The organism is Bradyrhizobium sp. USDA 4341 (assembly GCF_054063755.1).
Map to the genome: position 1 here is coordinate 4,913,478 of NZ_JBSSGO010000002.1, position 17,504 is coordinate 4,930,981.

Annotated in this window: 18 protein-coding genes; 8 read left to right on the forward strand and 10 right to left on the reverse strand. The window is 65.0% G+C overall.

What is annotated here, in order from left to right; genetic code table 11:
* Positions 1-3: 3 nt before the first annotated feature.
* Genes cyoB through ACVIGB_RS29340 form a run of 6 tightly spaced genes read left to right on the forward strand, consistent with a single transcriptional unit; the run spans position 4 to position 5,726 of the window.
* Complete coding sequence (gene cyoB / locus ACVIGB_RS29315; protein ID WP_456720032.1) at positions 4-2,007, forward strand: cytochrome o ubiquinol oxidase subunit I; 2,004 nt, start codon at positions 4-6, stop codon at positions 2,005-2,007.
* The gene (cyoC, locus tag ACVIGB_RS29320; protein ID WP_092119988.1) at positions 2,004-2,633 is read left to right on the forward strand and encodes a cytochrome o ubiquinol oxidase subunit III; all 630 of its coding nucleotides are present in this window, start codon (positions 2,004-2,006) and stop codon (positions 2,631-2,633) included. The genes cyoB and cyoC overlap by 4 nt, the downstream gene beginning before the upstream one ends.
* Complete coding sequence (gene cyoD / locus ACVIGB_RS29325; protein ID WP_092119991.1) at positions 2,630-3,022, forward strand: cytochrome o ubiquinol oxidase subunit IV; 393 nt, start codon at positions 2,630-2,632, stop codon at positions 3,020-3,022. The genes cyoC and cyoD overlap by 4 nt, the downstream gene beginning before the upstream one ends.
* 2 nt (positions 3,023-3,024) lie before the next feature.
* A complete protein-coding gene (locus ACVIGB_RS29330; RefSeq protein ID WP_456725048.1) occupies positions 3,025-3,855 on the forward strand; it encodes an SURF1 family protein in 831 nt (276 codons plus the stop codon).
* 19 nt (positions 3,856-3,874) lie between these two features.
* Positions 3,875-5,200 (forward strand): ATP-binding protein, encoded by a 1,326-nt coding sequence (locus ACVIGB_RS29335; protein WP_456725047.1) that lies wholly within the window; start codon positions 3,875-3,877, stop codon positions 5,198-5,200.
* Entirely contained in the window at positions 5,190-5,726 is a 537-nt protein-coding gene (locus tag ACVIGB_RS29340) for a response regulator transcription factor (RefSeq protein ID WP_456720031.1), read from the forward strand. The genes ACVIGB_RS29335 and ACVIGB_RS29340 overlap by 11 nt, the downstream gene beginning before the upstream one ends.
* Positions 5,727-5,797: 71 nt before the next feature.
* On the opposite strand, the gene ACVIGB_RS29345 is transcribed toward ACVIGB_RS29340, so the two are convergent.
* The gene (locus ACVIGB_RS29345; RefSeq protein WP_456720030.1) at positions 5,798-6,271 is read right to left on the reverse strand and encodes a nuclear transport factor 2 family protein; all 474 of its coding nucleotides are present in this window, start codon (positions 6,269-6,271) and stop codon (positions 5,798-5,800) included.
* A gap of 154 nt (positions 6,272-6,425) precedes the next feature.
* Here ACVIGB_RS29345 and ACVIGB_RS29350 point away from each other — a divergent pair, with 154 nt between their 5' ends.
* Positions 6,426-6,893: a hypothetical protein gene (locus ACVIGB_RS29350; protein ID WP_456720029.1), complete on the forward strand. Its 468-nt coding sequence runs from the start codon at positions 6,426-6,428 to the stop codon at positions 6,891-6,893.
* On the opposite strand, the gene ACVIGB_RS29355 is transcribed toward ACVIGB_RS29350, so the two are convergent.
* The 9 genes from ACVIGB_RS29355 to ACVIGB_RS29395 form a co-directional block, all read right to left on the reverse strand.
* Positions 6,874-7,017 (reverse strand): hypothetical protein, encoded by a 144-nt coding sequence (locus ACVIGB_RS29355; RefSeq protein WP_456720028.1) that lies wholly within the window; start codon positions 7,015-7,017, stop codon positions 6,874-6,876. The genes ACVIGB_RS29350 and ACVIGB_RS29355 overlap by 20 nt on opposite strands.
* A 26-nt stretch (positions 7,018-7,043) precedes the next feature.
* Positions 7,044-7,256, reverse strand: a complete 213-nt coding sequence (locus ACVIGB_RS29360; protein ID WP_456720027.1) for a hypothetical protein — start codon at positions 7,254-7,256, stop codon at positions 7,044-7,046.
* Between the two features lie 179 nt (positions 7,257-7,435).
* Complete coding sequence (locus ACVIGB_RS29365) at positions 7,436-7,990, reverse strand: hypothetical protein (protein WP_456720026.1); 555 nt, start codon at positions 7,988-7,990, stop codon at positions 7,436-7,438.
* Between the two features lie 136 nt (positions 7,991-8,126).
* On the reverse strand, positions 8,127-9,362 hold the full coding sequence (locus ACVIGB_RS29370) for an MFS transporter (RefSeq protein ID WP_456720025.1): 1,236 nt from the start codon (positions 9,360-9,362) through the stop codon (positions 8,127-8,129).
* Between the two features lie 189 nt (positions 9,363-9,551).
* Entirely contained in the window at positions 9,552-10,346 is a 795-nt protein-coding gene (locus ACVIGB_RS29375) for a CarD family transcriptional regulator (RefSeq protein ID WP_171947894.1), read from the reverse strand.
* Between the two features lie 431 nt (positions 10,347-10,777).
* Positions 10,778-11,116 carry a ferredoxin FdxA gene (gene fdxA, locus ACVIGB_RS29380; RefSeq protein WP_092120017.1) on the reverse strand — a complete coding sequence of 113 codons (339 nt, stop codon included), beginning with the start codon at positions 11,114-11,116 and terminating at the stop codon, positions 10,778-10,780.
* Positions 11,117-11,311: 195 nt separating this feature from the next.
* Positions 11,312-11,596 carry an RNA-binding S4 domain-containing protein gene (locus ACVIGB_RS29385; protein WP_092120020.1) on the reverse strand — a complete coding sequence of 95 codons (285 nt, stop codon included), beginning with the start codon at positions 11,594-11,596 and terminating at the stop codon, positions 11,312-11,314.
* Positions 11,597-11,641: 45 nt separating this feature from the next.
* Complete coding sequence (locus ACVIGB_RS29390; protein WP_456720024.1) at positions 11,642-15,211, reverse strand: helicase-related protein; 3,570 nt, start codon at positions 15,209-15,211, stop codon at positions 11,642-11,644.
* A 778-nt stretch (positions 15,212-15,989) separates the two neighbouring features.
* A complete protein-coding gene (locus ACVIGB_RS29395; protein WP_456725046.1) occupies positions 15,990-16,820 on the reverse strand; it encodes a DUF3108 domain-containing protein in 831 nt (276 codons plus the stop codon).
* Between the two features lie 354 nt (positions 16,821-17,174).
* Here ACVIGB_RS29395 and rpmB point away from each other — a divergent pair, with 354 nt between their 5' ends.
* Positions 17,175-17,483: a 50S ribosomal protein L28 gene (gene rpmB, locus ACVIGB_RS29400; RefSeq protein ID WP_092120029.1), complete on the forward strand. Its 309-nt coding sequence runs from the start codon at positions 17,175-17,177 to the stop codon at positions 17,481-17,483.
* Positions 17,484-17,504: the final 21 nt, after the last annotated feature.

Genomic DNA, 17,504 nt, shown 5'->3' on the forward strand with positions numbered 1-17,504 from the left:
CGCATGAATCCCGATCTCATCAAGATGATCTTCGGCCGCCTCAACCTGGACGCGCTGCCGCTGCATGAGCCGATCCTGGTCGGCACCTTCGCGGTGGTCGCGACCGGCGGGCTGGCGCTGTTCGCCATCGTCACCTACTTCCGGCTCTGGACCTATCTGTGGCGCGAGTGGTTCACCACCGTGGACCACAAGCGCATCGGCATCATGTACATGATCCTCGGCATCGTGATGCTGCTGCGCGGCTTCGCGGACGCGCTGATGATGCGCCTGCAGCAGGCAATCGCCTTCAACGGCTCCGACGGCTACCTCCCGGCCCATCACTACGACCAGGTCTTCACCGCCCACGGCGTGATCATGATCTTCTTCGTGGCGATGCCGCTGGTCACCGGCCTGATGAACTACGTGGTGCCGCTGCAGATCGGCGCCCGCGACGTCTCTTTCCCCTTCCTCAACAATTTCAGCTTCTGGATGACGGTCGGCGGCGCCGTGCTGGTGATGATATCGCTGTTCGTCGGCGAATTCGCCCGCACCGGCTGGCTCGCCTACCCGCCGCTGTCGAACATCGGCTACAGTCCCGACGTCGGCGTCGACTATTACATATGGGGACTACAGGTCGCCGGCGTCGGCACCACGCTATCGGGCATCAACCTGGTCTGCACCATCGTCAAGCTGCGCGCGCCGGGCATGACGATGATGAAGATGCCGGTGTTCACCTGGACCTCGCTCTGCACCAACGTCCTGATCGTCGCCTCCTTCCCAGTGCTGACCGCGGTGCTGGCGCTGCTGTCGCTCGACCGCTACGTCGGCACCAACTTCTTCACGAACGACTTCGGCGGCAACCCGATGATGTACGTGAACTTGATCTGGATCTGGGGCCATCCCGAGGTCTACATCCTGGTGCTGCCGGCGTTCGGCATCTTCTCCGAGGTGACCGCGACGTTCTCCGGCAAGCGGCTGTTCGGCTACACCTCGATGGTCTACGCCACGGTCGTCATCACCATCCTGTCCTATCTGGTCTGGCTGCATCACTTCTTCACGATGGGCTCCGGCGCCAGCGTGAACTCGTTCTTCGGCATCACCACCATGATCATCTCGATCCCGACGGGTGCGAAGATGTTCAACTGGCTGTTCACGATGTATCGCGGCCGCATCCGCTTCGAGCTGCCGATGATGTGGACGGTGGCGTTCATGCTGACCTTCGTGATCGGCGGCATGACCGGCGTGCTGCTCGCAGTGCCGCCGGCCGACTTCGTGCTGCACAACAGCCTGTTCCTGATCGCGCATTTCCACAACGTGATCATCGGCGGCGTGCTGTTCGGCCTGTTCGCCGGCATCAATTACTGGTTCCCGAAGGCGTTCGGCTTCAGGCTCGATCCGTTCTGGGGCAAGCTGTCGTTCTGGTTCTGGGTCTCGGGTTTCTACTTCGCCTTCATGCCGCTCTATGTGCTCGGCCTGATGGGCGTGACCCGCCGGCTCCGCGTGTTCGACGATCCGTCCTTGCAGATCTGGTTCGTCATCGCGGCCTTCGGCGCCTTCCTGATCCTGCTCGGCATCGGTGCGATGCTGGTGCAGTTCGCCGTCAGCATCCTGCGCCGCGAGCAGCTGAAGGACACCACCGGCGATCCCTGGGACGCGCGCACGCTGGAATGGGCGACCTCCTCGCCGCCGCCGGACTACAACTTCGCCTTTACACCGGTGATTTACGACAACGACGCCTGGTGGGACATGAAGCGCCGCGGCTACAGGCGGCCGCTGACCGGCTTCAAGCCGATCCACATGCCCTCCAACACCGGCACCGGCATCATCCTCGCAGCCTTCGCGACGGTGATGGGGTTCGGCCTGATCTGGTACATCTGGTGGCTTGCCGCCGTCAGCTTCGTTGCGCTGCTCGCGGTCGCGATCGGCCACACCTTCAACTATCACCGCGACTTCCACATCCCGGCGGATGAGGTGGTGCGGACTGAAGACGCGCGGACACGCGTTCTCACCGCGGGAGCCCAGACATGACCGTTGCTACCGTCTCCACACAAAGCTCCGAACCGGTCTTCCACGTCATCGACGAGCACGCGCACCCGGAAGGCGCCAGCACCATGCTGGGTTTCTGGATCTACCTGATGAGCGACTGCCTCATCTTCGCAATGCTGTTCGCGACCTACGGCGTGCTCGGCGGCAACTATGCCGCCGGCCCCGCGCCGAAGGACCTGTTCGACCTCAAGCTGGTGGCGCTCAACACCACGATGCTGCTGCTCTCCTCGATCACGTATGGCTTTGCCATGCTGACGATGGAGAAATCGAGGATCGGCGCGACGCAGGCCTGGCTCGCCATCACCGGGCTGTTCGGCCTCGCCTTCCTCGGCATCGAGCTCACCGAGTTCGCCCACATGATCCATGAAGGCGCGACGCCGCAGCGCAGCGCCTTCCTGTCGTCGTTCTTCACGCTGGTCGGCACCCACGGCCTGCACGTCACCTTCGGCCTGGTCTGGCTGGTGACGCTGATGGTGCAGACCGCGCGCTTCGGCCTGACCGAAGCCAACCGGCGCCGGCTGATGTGCCTTTCCATGTTCTGGCACTTCCTCGACGTGGTCTGGATCGGCGTCTTCACCTTCGTCTACCTCCTGGGAATGCTGCGATGACAACAGAAGCCCGCACTCTCGAAGCCAATGCCGGCGGTCACGGCCATGATGACCATGGCGGCGCGGCCCACGGCTCGCTGAAGAGCTATCTGATCGGCTTCGGCCTCTCGGTCGTCCTCACCGCGGTGCCGTTCTGGCTGGTGATGAGCGGCGCCATCGCCGACAAGCAGGTCACCGCGCTGATCGTGCTGGTGCTCGCCGCGGTGCAGATCGTCGTGCACATGGTGTACTTCCTGCACATGAACACGCGGTCCGAGAACGGCTGGACCATGATGGCGATGATCTTCACCGTGATCATGGTGGTGATCGCGCTGACCGGCTCGCTGTGGGTCATGCATCATCTCAACGTCAACATGATGCCGATCCACGACATGAGCCAGATGCCGTGACGATGCGCTCTGCCAGACCATCGCTTGTGCTGCTCACGCTCGGCATGCTGGGCGTGGTGCTGCTGAGCGCGCTCGGTATCTGGCAGATCGAACGCAGGACCTGGAAGCTGGCGCTGATCGAACGGGTCGAACAGCGCATGCATGCGGCGCCGACAGCGCCGCCGCCCCCCTCGTCATGGCCGGCGGTTACGGCCGCAAGCGACGAATATCGTCGCGTCACCGTGCGCGGCACCTTCCTCAACGCCGACGAGACGCTGGTGCAGGCCGTCACCACGGACGGCCCTGGCTTCTGGGTGCTGACCCCGCTGCAAATGGCCGACGGAACCACGGTGCTGGTCAATCGCGGCTTCGTTCCGCCTGATCGGCGCGATCCCGCGACGCGGCGCGACGGCATCCCGCAGGGCGTGCTCAGCGTGACCGGGCTGCTGCGGATGTCGGAGCCCAAGGGCGGTTTCCTGCGCAACAATGACCCCGCGGCGGGCCGCTGGTATTCACGCGACGTCACCGCGATCGCCGCCTTGCACGGGTTGTCGCAGGTAGCCCCCTTCTTCATCGACGCCGATGCGACGCCCAATCCGGGCGGCACTCCGGTCGGCGGGCTCACGATCGTGCGGTTTCCGAACAACCACCTGATTTACGCGCTGACATGGTTCGCGCTGGCCTTTATGCTGGCCGGCGCGCTCCTGCGCGTCATCAGCGGCAGGGGCCGCGCCGGCGCCTCCGACCCAAGGTGGGGCTCAAGGCGCGCCGCCGTGCGCCGCCTGATCGGCGCAACCCGCAATCTGTCTCGCGACACAGGCCCAGATGCTCGAGCGCACATCGGATCTGCATGACGAAAATGCCACGGCCGTGATGTCGTCCGCCGTGCGCGCGGCTGCCGGCATGCCGTTCGATCTCGCAGCGCCCGCCGACCTCGCGACCAATCGCAAGAACATGGCCCTGCTGGTCCAGCTGCGCTGGATCGCCGTGATCGGCCAGATCGCCACCATCGGCTTCGTGCAGTTCTGGATGGGCGTGGCGCTGCCGCTGCTACCGATGGCCGCCGTGATCTTCGGGCTCGTCGCGCTCAACCTCGTCAGCCTGCTGTGGCTGCGCTACCGCGCCGACATCAACAACCGCGAGCTCCTGGTCGCGCTGGCGCTCGACGTTGCGGCGCTGACCGCCCTGCTCTATCTCAGCGGCGGCGCCACCAATCCCTTCACGTCGCTCTATCTGCTGCAGGTGACGCTCGGCGCGGTGCTGCTCGACGCGCCCTCGACCTGGTCGCTGGTGGCGCTGGTCTGCATGAACTTCGCCTGGCTGACCAGCTACTACCGACCGCTGGAGCTGCCGCAGGGCTTTGCCGAAGCCTTCAATCTCTATATCGCCGGCACGTTCATCGGGCTCGTGCTCGACGCCGTGCTGCTCGTGGTGTTCATGACCCGAATCAACCGCAACCTGCGCGACCGCGACCTCCGCCTCGCGGCGCTGCGCCAGCACGCGGCCGAACAGGACCACATCGTGCAGATGGGCCTTCTGGCCTCAGGCGCCGCGCATGAGCTCGGCACGCCGCTCGCCTCGCTCTCGGTCATCCTGGGCGACTGGCGCCGGATGCCGGCGCTCGCCTCCGATCCGGAGCTGTCGCAGGACCTCGGCGAGATGGAGATCTCGGTGCAGCGCTGCAAGTCGATCGTGACCGGCATCCTGCTGTCGGCCGGCGAAGCCCGCGGCGAGGGCTCCTCGCCGACCACGGTCGCGGCGTTCCTGACCGCGCTGGTGGAGGAATGGCGGACGACGCGGCCGTCGGCGACGCTGTATTTCCGCAACGCTTTCGGCGCCGATCTGGCGATCGTCTCCGACATCGCGCTCAAGCAGGCGATCTTCAACGTACTCGACAATGCCGCCGAGGTCTCGCGTGACTGGATCGAGCTGACGGCCGAACGCAATGCCGACAAGCTTGTGCTATCGGTGACCGATCGCGGTCCGGGCTTCTCGCGCGAGATGCTGGCGCATGTCGGCAAGCCGTATCAATCGACCAAGGGCAGCTCCGGCAGCGGCCTCGGCCTGTTCCTGGTCGTCAATGTCGTGCGCAAGCTGGGCGGCGTGGTGACGGCGCGCAACCGGCCGGACATCGGCGCCGCGGTCAAACTCGAGCTACCGCTCTCGACGCTTGCGATCGGAGACCATCTTGACGGATGAACGCCAGCTCCTGATCGTCGAGGACGATGCGGGCTTTGCCCGCACGCTGAAGCGCTCGTTCGAGCGCCGCGGCTATGGCGTCGCGGTGTCGGCCTCGCTCGACGAGGTCCGCGAGCTGCTCGAGCGGCAATCGCCCGGCTATGCCGTCGTCGACCTGAAGCTCGCCGGCGGCGCTTCGGGCCTTGCCTGCGTCGAAGCGCTGCACGCCCATGACCCGGAGATGCTGATCGTGGTGCTGACCGGATTTGCCAGCATCGCGACCGCGGTGGAGGCGATCAAGCTTGGCGCCTGCCACTATCTGGCCAAGCCGTCGAACACCGACGACATCGAGGCCGCGTTCCTTAAAGCGCAAGGCAACGCCGCCATCGAGGTCGGCGCGCGGCCGACCTCGATCAAGACGCTGGAATGGGAGCGCATTCACCAGACCCTGATGGAGACCGACTTCAACATCTCCGAAGCCGCGCGCCGGCTCGGCATGCACCGCCGCACCCTGGCGCGCAAGCTCGAGAAGCAGCGGGTGAAGTAGACGATAGAGGCGGATGATGCCAACGAGGCACGCGAATCCACGCCCGATTCAGCCGACCGCCCGTCGCTCCGTCACGTCATCGCCGCGACATCCGCCGCAGTGTCAATGTACTCCTGAAAATAGACCGCCTTTCCTCCGCGGTACTTGAAAACATGGGCCCATTCGTTCTTGACGGTCTTCCCTGTTCTCTTTGCCCGCGCCGTGAGTGTACCCAAGACCACGACAGTGTCGCCCTGCTCAATCATCTCGCGCGGTGCAAACTCGCTGAATTCCAGATTCTCGCCGACCTGGACGAAGAAGTTTGCAATCTGCTGCTTTCCTCTAAAGGTCCCGGCCCAAGGCAATTTATCCTGGGGACCTGGGGTTATCCACGTGCAGTCGTCATCGATCAGATCTCTCATGAGCGCCGGAATGTCACCACGTTGAAACGCCTCATAACCCTTCCTGGTTGCCTCAACATTGGATGTCATCGGATTTTTCCTCGCTGCAAATTGATGGGTCACTTTAATGTCGATCAAATGGCCGCCGGGCGGCCAGCATAGCATGGCGCGCTCCGATCGCCGTCGTCATCCGTGAAACAACACGGGACGATTCTGGTCAGGATTGCTTACGTGGCCTTCAGGCCGTTCGGTACCCGGAGGTCCGCGCCTCACCGCGATCAAGAGGTTCACTTCATCCGGGCTACGAGTGGAGAGCCGCGTGCGCACGCCGTTGCCGCTCATTCCGGTGCCGGTGTATAGCGACAGCATGGGCAACGCCGACAACCTGTTCCAGCCGCACGCGGATGGCCTCGACGACGTCACCATGATCGCGGCGGCGATCCGCTGCATCGACGATTTCACCGACCGCTTCAATGCCCGCGATCTCGCCGGCATGGATGCGCTGCTGCACTTCCCGCATGTCATCCTGTCCGGCGAGCAGCTCGTGATCTGGGAGCGGCCGGGCCAGCTGCCGGCGTCGTTCTTCGACGATCTGGCGCGCACGACGGGATGGGCGAAGAGCACCTATCAGCGCAAGGAGCGGGTGCTGGTCAGTCCGCGCAAGGTGCATCTCGTGGTCGAATACAGCCGTGACCGCGCCGACGGATCGATTGCCAGCCGTCACCGCAATCTGTGGATCGTGACGTCAGAGAACGGCCGTTGGGGCATCAAGCAGCGCTCGTATTGAGCGCACGGCGCGGCAGCAGCAGCGGCGTCGCCAGCAGAAGCAGGCCGCTCAGCGCGACCGCAGCACGAGCGCCGGCGAAGCTCGCCAGCACGCCGCAAAGCAGCTCAAGACGGCAATGGTGCACTGCTGGGATCGTCCAAACGTCCAGAGCTACCGCCGGGCCAGGAAGACCCCTAGCAAGAATGCAACGGCAAGTGATTGAAGGGGAGCCGCCTTGGTCAGTTCACTCAAGTGATGCAGCCACCGATCTTGCGGCAAAGGCTCAAAGACATCGTGCTCAGCCATCTGACGGATCGCCTCTGACGCCCGCTCTATTCGCTGTTCAGGGGTAGCACTGGAAGCAATGGAGTCTTCGTCAGCCATGTACATCTCTCAGGCATGGTCACTGGAACGCAGTCCACGGTGTCTGAACAGGTCGTAGCCAACTAAACGCGGCACTCGGACGTCCGTCATCAAGGTCAGACCAATGGATGGTACTAACGTTCCAAAATCGCCGACCGTTCCTCGGCTCCTCTAAGGGAGCGTGTTGCCGCGCAATGCGCTCAATCATCCCCGAAGAAATTCGCGAACGGACGATGCGGGGAGGCATCGTCTTCGGACGCCATAATCGGCACTTCGCGGCGTTCTGCCTGCTCCCGGAGCACCGGAACTTCGCGGCGTTGTTCGCCCTGCTCGATGCGCCGCTGTTGACGCCTCGCCTGCTCGGACGCAATGCGCTTGGCTTTGCGTTCAGCGTACCGCTTACGCCGTTCCCTTTCTTCAACTTCAGATTTCCTCACGTCCACCGCATCCGCCTGCCTCTCGACGGGCGCTTGTACAACCTTGATTGGCTCCGGTTGTACCTGCGGCTGCGGGGCTGCTTCTGGCACGGCGGGCTCTGGCTGGGTGGCAGGTTGCGGCGCCTGCGCGACTTCTGCTGTCGATGGCAGGACAACGCGTGCTGGTTCCGCAGATGCTGGCGAAGAGACGCGCGTCTGAACGTTGGCAGTATCCCTGAGCGCCGAATTGGCCATGAGTAGTCCACCACCGAAACCAGCACCGAGAATCATGAAGGTTGTTCCGACGCCAGCGAAAAAAATGACTGTCTTTGATGTCATGGCCCACTCTCCTCCGATGACGAGCGAACGCGCGAAAGATACCGGCGTTCCGTTTCGGATAACTCGGCAACGAGTGCCCTCGTCCGAGAGGCTGGCGGTGCGGACAGCTTGGAACATCAACCTCCTCGGCTGAAGATCACGATCGAGAGCCTACCCCTTCCCACGCTCTCAGTGCCCGGCGCGGCAGCAATAACGGCGTCGTCAGCAGAATCAGTCCGCTGAGCGCGACCGCAGCACGAACACCGGCGAAGCCGGCCAGCACGCCCCAGAGCGCGGTCAGCACCGCGATGGTTGCGCTGCTGGTGATCGTCCAGGCCGAGAGCACGCGCGCGGTCCGCTCCATCTCGATCTGGGCCAGACGATAGGCCGCAAACACCGGATTGAAGATGCCGGCGCAGGTGACGAGACCGAACTGAAGCGCAAAGACGACGGCGATGCCCGCCGCACCGTTCGGCATGAAGGCGAGGCCGAGCGACCAGCAGGCACGCAGCGTACCGGCCGCGAGCAACACATTGTGCTGCCCGAAGCGCGCGGCGAGCGAAGGCGCGAGCCGCGCGCCGATCAGGCCGCCGATACAGGGCGCCCCGAATGCGAGCCCGTACTGCCACGGCGCAAAGCCGAGATCGCGCAACATCAGCACCGCGAGCAGCGGCGCCGTCGCCATGATCAGGCCATTGACCAGCACGGTGTTAAAGAACAGCAGGCGGAGCACGGGATGCGCGAGGATCGCCCGCCATCCCTCGATCAGTTCGGCCGCGCGAAATCCCTGGGCCTGGCGCTGGGCGGGCGCAGGCTCGCTTCCGCCGATCCGCCGGATGGCCAGCGCCGAGAGCAGAAAGCTGAGCGCGTTGGCGATCACGGTCACCACCGGGCCGAACACTCCGATTGCCGCGCCGCCAAGCGGCGGCCCGATCGCGGTCGCGGTCCAGGTCGTGGCTTCGAGCCGCCCGTTCGCGATCACCAGATCGTCCGGTCTTACGAGCGCCTTCAGGCAGGCGCCGCTCGCCGCACGGAACGCGATGTCCGCGGCTGCCATGACGATCGCCACGACGACGAGCTGGGCGAAGGTCAACCGTCCCAGCACGAACGCGATGGGAACGCTGATCGTCGCGGCGAAGCGGATCAGATCCATCGCGATCATCACCGGTCGCTTGCGGCGGAATTCGATCCAGGGCCCGAGCGGCACCGCGACCGCGGCCCCGGCCAGCAGCCCCACGGCAGCAAGCGCCGAGACCGCCTCCGGCCTTGCATGCAGCACCAGGATCGCAAGCAGCGGGAAGGCGTCGAAGGCAATCCAGGTGCCGAAGGTCGAGACCGCGAACGCGGTCCATAGCCAGTCGTAACCGCGCCCCAGCGACCGTCCTGCAAGCATGCCGCGCCCCTCGCCGGCTCCGCGATCTCGCCGCCAGCGCGGCGCAGCAGGTCATGAGTCGCGGCGATCAGCCAAGGGGCGATTGCGGCAACGCCCGCATGCAAGACCGCGTTGCCGCAGCGCCGGTGAGTCCACGAAAACAAAAAGCCCGGTCTCTCGACCGGGCTCTTCGAAATCCCGCAGCGCTATTTAGGCGGCTTCGTCTTCGACGGCGGTATCGTCGCCATCGGTATCGGCATCCTCACCGTCGGCGTCGCCCTCGCCTTCACCCTCGGCTTCCGCCTTGGCGCCGCGGCGCGGGCTCTTGGCGAGCTGGCCTTCGATCTCCTTGATCGCCTCGGTCTCGGTCGAGTGCTGGACGACAGCGATCTCGCGCGACAGACGATCGAGCGCCGCTTCATAGAGCTGGCGTTCGCTGTAGGACTGCTCGGGCTGCGATTCCGAACGATAGAGGTCGCGGACCACCTCGGCGATCGCGACGATGTCGCCCGAATTGATCTTCGCTTCGTATTCCTGGGCGCGGCGCGACCACATGGTGCGCTTGACGCGGGCGCGGCCCTTCAGCGTCTCCAGCGCCTTCTTGACCAGCGCCGGCTCCGACAGCTTGCGCATGCCGACATTGGCGACCTTCGCCGTCGGGACGCGCAGCGTCATCTTGTCCTTCATGAAATTGATCACGAACAGCTCGAGCTTGGCGCCCGCGATCTCCTGCTCCTCGATCGCCAGGATCTGGCCGACACCGTGAGCGGGATAGACGACGAATTCATTGGCCTTGAAGCCCTGGCGCTGGGTCACGACCTTCTTCGGCTCCTCGACGCGCGGCGCCGCGGCCGGCTTGGCGGCAACCTTCGGAGCAGCGGCGGGGACGGCAGCCTTCGGGGCGGCCGGCTTCGGCGCAACAGCAGCAGTCTTGGGGGCGACCTTCGCAGCAGCGGGCTTCGCAGCTGCCGCTTTCGCGGCAGTCTTGGCAGTCTTTTCTGGCATCACGCTTCTTTTGTTCTTTGAGGACTTTGCAGCCGCCGCCTTCTTGGCCCCCTTCACGGGCGCCTTGGCACGGCCCTTGGTTGCGCTGCGAGCAACGACAGCGGCTTTCTTTGTCGTCTTTGAAGCACTCTTTTTACGCGTTTTCTGTGACACAGCCTGCGCGCGGAAACTGCCACGCCCCTGTTCGATGTTTGCGGGAACCTCGAAGCCACAAGGTACGCATGGCAGGGGGTTCTTGGCCTGTAATGGTGCAGATATAGCACATTTTCCGCAAAAATCAATGGTTTACGCCCGATTCCGGGCATAACAGGGCATCCTCAGGTCATATGTCCGTCATTAGGGTTAAATCGGCGGCCGAACGGAGGGCCGCAGCGGGCCCAGGCCCGCCCTTATCGGGGTAGTCTCGACGGCTGCTTGCGAACGTTAGCGAATCAGTCGCCGCTGCCCGGATTCGGAGAAAAATATTTCTCGAACTTGCCTTCCTTGCCTTCCCACTCCTTGGCGTCCTCGGGCGAGTCCTTCTTCTGGGTGATGTTCGGCCAGCTCTTGGCATACTCGGTGTTGACCTCGAGCCACTTCTCCAGCCCCGGCTCGGTATCCGGCTTGATGGCGTCAGCCGGGCATTCCGGCTCGCACACGCCGCAATCGATGCATTCGTCAGGATGGATGACCAGCATGTTCTCGCCCTCGTAGAAGCAATCGACGGGGCAGACCTCGACGCAGTCGGTATATTTGCACTTGATGCAGGCTTCAGTGACGACGTAGGTCATCCAAAACTCCGGAACGATCGATTTTTCTGGCGTTGCGTAGCGCAGGAATACCGGGGCCGCAAGGGAAGCCGGCCTCGAAAAACGCCAGTATTCTCACGCCCCTGCCACCGATTTTATCGGGAGCATGATCCTGATCGGAAAACCGGCCCGCACTTTTCCGGATCATGCTCAATTGAGATAGCAAGCGCTAGATAACTACTCCTTGCCGGCTTGCAAATTGCCGGCCTGCAAATCCTCGTACAGCACGCGCGCCGAACTGGCGTCGCCGCGCCGCTCGGCGAAGCCCGTGACCTTCAGCACGCGGACGCTGTTGTCGAGCGCGACGGTGATGACGTCACCCGCCTTCACCGCATGGCCCGGCGATTTCTCGCGCGTGCCGTTGATGCGGACATGACCTGATGCGACGAGTTCAGCCGCGCTGGTGCGGGCCTTCACCAGGCGCGCGTGCCACAGCCATTTGTCGAGCCGCTGTCTGTCCAAGCGTCAGACCAAGAACTAGACCAAGAACTAGCACCAAGGGTTGGATTATTCCTTCCGGCCGGCGAGCTGCTCTTTCAGGGCAGCGAGCTTGGCGAATGGCGAGTTCGGATCGATCGGACGGTCGCGTTCGCGCGGCGCGCTCGACGCGTAGGGCCGATGCGACGGGCCGCCCTCGCGCTTGTCGCGGCCGCCCTTGCCGAAATCGCGGCCGCCGCGGTCACGATCACCGCCCTTGCGATCGCCACCGCCGAACTTGTTGTCGCGGCGACGCTCATTGTCGCGATCGCGGCCCTTGCCCTCGAAGCCCTTGCCCTCGAAGCGCTCGCGGCGCTGGCCCTTGTCCTCGCGCGGCGCGCCATCGGCAGGCGCGGCAGCGGCCGGCGCAGAGCCGTCGACGGGCGCGGCTGGGCGCGGAACGCGGAAGTCCTGGTGGCGGCGTGGCCGGCGATGATGCTCGCGCTTCTCGCCCTCGCCGCCGCCCTCAGCGGCCTGCGCGCCCTCGGCGGGCTTGTTCTGATGACGGCCGCGGTTGCGGTCGTGACCGCGATGATGCGGACGGCGCTCGTCGGAGCGACCACCGGGCCGCCAGACTTCGACCATTTGCGGCTCGGCCGGCGTTTCCGCGGCCGCGGGAGCGGCCTCGGGCACAGCGTCAGCGCTCGCGGTCTCCGCAGGAGCTTCAGCGGCGGACTCTGACGGAGCCTCTGCGGCAACGGCTTCAGTCGGCGTCTCCGCGGCGGCTTCCACGGCGGGCGCGGGCTCGGCCAGGACTTCAGCAGCGGGGACTTCAGCAACGGAGGCTTCAGCAGCGGGCGCTTCGGCAACAGTGGGCTCATCGACCGGCGCGGCGCGCTCGGCCACAGCATCCTGCTGGGTTTCGAGCACCACGGGCGTCGCTTCGCTGGCGACCACCTCGGCAAAGCCGACATCGGGCAGCAGCGCGGCCGACGGCGCGGGATCGCCGGACACCGGCTGATCGACGGCGGCTTCGCCCTCGGGCGCAGCGACAGCCTCCGGCGCATCGGCCACGACCTCGGCGACGGCATCGACCGGCGCGTCTGCGGCGACATCGGACGTCGCCTCGAGCGGCGGCGTCTCCGCAGCAACGGTCTCGGTGGCCTCAGCAGGCGCAACCTCGACAGCCTTCGGCGGCAGCGGCGGACGGCGGTCCATGCGGTAGCCGAGCGCGCGCAGGATCGAGGCAAAGTCCTCACCGGCGGAGCCGGTCAGCGAGGTCATCGCCTGAGTGACGACAAAGCCGCGGCCATCGAACGCACCGGCGGGCTTCTCGCCCGGCGAGGTCTCGCGCCAGGCCAGCGCCGGACGGATCAGATCGGCGAGCCGCTCGAGAATGTCGACGCGCACCGCGCGCTCGCCGCACTGGCGATAGCCGAGCACGCGATAGCCGTCGCGCGGCAGGGCCTTGTCGACCGGAAACGAGGTGCGGCCGCTGGAGGCGAGATGCTGCACATTCGACAGCGCGCCCATGTCGACATTGCTCTGCTTCTCGGCCCACAGCAGCGAGGCCAGCGAGCGCGCCGCGGGCTTCAGCAGCTGCGGGAAGTAGATGTGATAGGCACCGAAGCGCACGCCGTATTTGCGCAGCGCGGCGCGCGAGGGCTGGTCGAGATCCTTCATCTCGGCGGCGATCTTGCTGCGCTCGAGCACGCCGAGCGCCTCGACGAGCTGGAAGGCGATGCCGCGGGCGATGCCCTGGATATCCTCGGCCTTGGACAGTTCGAACAGCGGCCCGAGCAGCTTTTCGATATGCGTCTTGAGCCAGAGATCGAGCCTGGTCTGCACGGCTTCGCGCGAGGCGCCGGTCAGCCGCTCGTCGGAGATGATGCGCAGCCGCGGATGCAGCGCGTCGTCGGCGGCCACCAGCTTGGCCACCGCATCGCCGGTCCAGCGGATGGTGCCATCGGAGGTCAGCACGAACTGCTCGTCGGGGGCGGCGCCCAGTTTCTCGGCACGCGTATCGATCTCGCGCGCCAGCACCTGCTGAGCAGCGGCTTGCAGCGCCTTGGCGTCGCTGCCGGCCTCGGCCGCATCAGGTGCGAAGGTGAAACCATCGAGCCGGCCTATCACGTGGCCTTCCACGATCACTTCACCGGTCTTGCCAATTTCCGTATTCAAAACTGAGTTCTCCCGCAGGCGGCGCATCAATACACTGGTCCGCCTGTCAACGAAACGCTCCGTGAGCCGTTCATGCAGCGCATCGGACAATTTATTTTCGAGCTCGCGCGTGATCCCCTGCCAGTGCTCCGGGTCGTAGAGCCAGTCGGGCCGGTTGGCAACGAAGGTCCAGGTCCGGATCTGCGCGATCCGGCCCGATAGCGTGTCGATATCGCCGTCGGTCCGGTTGGCCTGGTCGACCTGGGCGGCAAACCATGCGTCAGGGATACGCCCCTTTTGCATCAGGAAGCCGTACAGCGTGGTCACGAGTTCGGCATGGGCGGCCGGCGCCAGCTTTCGGTAGTCTGGAACCTGGCAGGCCTCCCACAGCCGCTCCACCGCCGGCGCGCCATGCGCGAATTCGCGCACCTCGGCGTCGCGCGCGACATGTTCGAGCACGCGGAGGTCCTCGGCCACCGGGGCCCGCGTCAGTGCCTCATGATTGGGCGTCAGCGCCAGCGACACCTGCAGCGCGCCGAGCGAGGCGAAATCGAGCCTGGCGTTGCGCCATTGCAGCATCTTGACGCTGTCGAAGGTGTGGTTCTGCAGCGCATTGACGAGCTCCGGCTCGAACGGCGCGCAGCGGCCCGTGGTGCCGAAGGTGCCGTTGCGCGTGGCGCGGCCCGCGCGGCCCGCGATCTGCGCGAATTCGGCCGGCGTCAGCCTGCGGAACTGATAGCCGTCATATTTGCGGTCGGAGGCGAAGGCGACGTGATCGACGTCGAGATTGAGGCCCATGCCGACCGCGTCGGTGGCGACGAGGTAATCGACGTCGCCGTTCTGGAACATCTCGACCTGCGCATTGCGTGTGCGGGGCGAGAGCGAGCCCAGCACCACGGCCGCGCCGCCATGCTGGCGGCGGATCAGTTCGGCGATCGCGTAGACCTCGTCGGCGGAGAACGCGACGATAGCGGTGCGTCGCGGCTGCCGCGTGATCTTGCGGTCGCCGGCGAATTCGAGCTGCGACAATCTGGGCCGCGTGACGATCGAGGCGCCCGGCAGTAGCCGCTCGATGATCGGCCGCATCGTTGCTGCGCCCAGCAGCAGCGTCTCGTCGCGGCCGCGGCGGTTGAGCATGCGATCGGTGAACACATGCCCGCGCTCGAGATCGGCGGCGATCTGGATCTCGTCGACCGCAAGAAAGGACACATCGAGATCGCGCGGCATCGCTTCCACGGTCGAGACCCAGAAGCGCGGCGCCTTCGGCTTGATCTTCTCCTCGCCGGTGATCAGCGCGACGTTGTCGACGCCGGCGCGGGCCGCGACCTTGTTGTAGACCTCGCGCGCGAGCAGCCGCAGGGGCAGCCCGATCAGGCCCGACGAATGCGCAAGCATGCGCTCGATGGCGAGATGCGTCTTGCCGGTGTTGGTCGGCCCCAGCACCGCAGTGACGCCTGCGCCGGGCACGCGGTCATTTCCGAACGAAGTTGAGAAAGCCATATTTTGCAGGTGTTTCTTTGATCGATGCGCGGCTGTTAACCGTCATTGCGAGCCAACGGGTCGCGCGAACGCGCGCCCGATGACGGGCTCCGCTGAAGCAATCCATTCGGACTGCTTGCCGCGACATATGGATTGCTTCGTCGCTACGCTCCTCGCAATGACGCGGAAATCCGGAAACTGATCGATCATGGGCATCATCTGAGGCGAATCTGTCTCACAATGCGACGCTTTCTGCGCCCGGCTTAAGCTTCGGAACGACTCCGGAACGAATCGCGCCCGAATCGGTGACTCCATTCCAGACCTGAAACGTTCACCGCAACATCTCGGGCAGGCTGACGGCGGCGGCACTAGATCAAGTTTGAGAGGGCTCCACAAGCATGGGATATGCGGACTGAATTCCTTAAGTTCCAGAGGCGGCCGAGTCGAATCAGAAGCGGGCAAGAGTCAACTGGATTCCGGTGACGTTTGTTGCATTCCCTGAACCGGTCACCTTCCCTGACCCGTCATCCCCGCGCAAAGGCTTCGCCTTTGTCGCTGGAGGAGCGCGAAGCGCGTCTCGAAGGATACACGGCCCGGCCGGTGGCGTCGCCCTTCGAGACGGCCGCTGCGCGGCCTCCTCAGGGTGACGGTCTCGCTGCCTCGTAGCCCGCATGAGCGAAGCGATATGCGGGACGACCGTGCCCGGGCTTGACCCGGGCATCCATCAACCAAGAAAGGCCTCCCTCAAAACGGATGGATTGCCGGGTCAAGCCCGGCAATGACGAAGTTGCGTTGCTGCCTACTGCGTCTTCGCCACGCGCGGCGGCGCGGCTGTGGTGACGAACGAGGTGGCTTCCAGCATGGCCTGGCCGAGCGGGGTCGGGATCGTCATGCGGAACGGCACCAGAAGGCGGGTGCCCGCGATCGGCACGAAGGCGATCTCGATGTTGCGCTGGGCGGCGAGATATTTGATGACAGGGCGATCCGGGATGTAGCCCGAAACAGGCACGAAATAGAGCGCGCAGACCAGCGCCGGGCCGTGATAGCCGCGCTCGGCTTTCACGATCTCGACGCGCTTGAAATCGAGCTTGAGGTCGTAGCGCATGCGGCCGTCGAACACGCCGGCGCCGGTGCGGCAGACATCCGGGCTCATCAATTCGGCATTGCCGGGCGCGCGCAGGAACGAGCCGGTCATCGGATCGAACACGTTCTTCTTCTGCGCATCGCTCACGGGAAGCCGGTCGGCATCGACCGGCGGCTCCGGCTCGATCGTGGATTCCTTGATGCCGCCAGCCGCAAGCACCATCCGGATCGTCTCTGATTTCTTCGAGGTGGTGGTGGTCGCGGTGTAGGAGGAGGCGGCCAGCGCGCCGTTGACGACGCGGCCCTGCGAGGCGCCCGAACCGCTGCCGCCGGAGAACGCCTTCAAGAGGCCCGCGGTGCCGCCCTGGGCCGAGGCCGAGAAGGTGTCGTCGCCGATCTCGATGGTCCAGCTGCCCTTGCCGACCGGGATACCGGCCAAGGTCGCCTCATACTGGGCGTCGAGCCGCCCTTGCGCGCTCGCGCGCTCGGCGCAAAACAGCAAGAGGGCACCGGCGCACAGGCCGACGAGCCGGCCGAGCGGAGGCAAAAGGGCAATGGCGGTGGTCACTTAACCTACCTGACGGTCCTGCTATCGGCGCCCTGTTCGTTGTCCATCTGGACGTTCAATTCGGCCGGACAACGGGCGCATCTGTTATGGAACCAAGACTTGCAGCCGAATGCGCCCTTTATATGGTTGCCATATCCGCCGTTAAGTGGCTGGAAGCGCTTATGAACCGCCATTTCCCGGGACGTCCGTGCGGCGATATAATCTTGACGCTCGGGTATTCTCCCCCTATACACCCGCGGTTCCTGGAAAATGGACGCGAATTCAAAACCCCCGCGCGGGCCGTGTGATTGCACGTCCGATCGAGAGGCGGGGATGCAATAAGGATTGTGTAAGATGTCCCGGCGCTGCGAACTGACGGCCAAGGGCCCCCAGACGGGCCACAAGGTGAGCCACTCCAACATCAAGACCAAGCGGCGCTTCCTGCCGAACCTGGCCAACGTGACCTTCATCTCAGACGCGCTCGGCCGCAACGTGCGCCTGCGCGTCTCGACCAACGCGCTGAAGAGCGTCGACCACAATGGCGGCCTCGATGCCTACCTGATCAAGGCCAAGGCCGAGGTGCTGTCGCCCCGCGCGCTGGATCTGAAGCGCGCGATCGAGAAGAAGGTCGGCAAGCCGGTGTTCGTGAAGAAGGCGAGCTGAGCTCGGGCCGCGAAAGCGGAA